We start from the raw sequence: 281 nt of genomic DNA, 5'->3' as shown, positions 1-281 counted from the left end.
GGCCGCGTCGAGCTGAAGGTCGAGCGGCGCGCCGGCGGCAAGCTGCACTGCCGCGTGGTGCGCGGCGACCTGGTGTCCTCGAACCAGGGCGTGAACCTGCCGGACAGCCGGATCTCCGCGCCGGCGCTCTCGGCCAAGGACCGCGCCGACGTGAAGATCGCGGTCGAGGCGCGCGCGGACTGGATCGCGCTGTCCTTCGTGCGCACGGCCGAGGACGTGCGGATGCTGCGGCGCGAGCTCGCCAAGCACGGCTCCCGCATCCCGATCGTCGCCAAGATCGA

Annotated in this window: 1 protein-coding gene; it reads left to right on the top strand. The window is 73.0% G+C overall.

Features of this window, described 5'->3' with window-relative positions; translation table 11 throughout:
- On the top strand, positions 1-281 hold a 281-nt coding region (locus QWY28_RS23540; RefSeq protein ID WP_300955336.1), incomplete at both ends, for a pyruvate kinase.

Origin of the sequence: Nocardioides oceani, assembly GCF_030412965.1 — a bacterium.
Lineage (GTDB): Bacteria > Actinomycetota > Actinomycetes > Propionibacteriales > Nocardioidaceae > Nocardioides > Nocardioides oceani.
The sequence above is the reverse complement of the archived record's forward strand: the minus strand, read 5'-3'. Positions and strand labels throughout refer to the sequence as shown.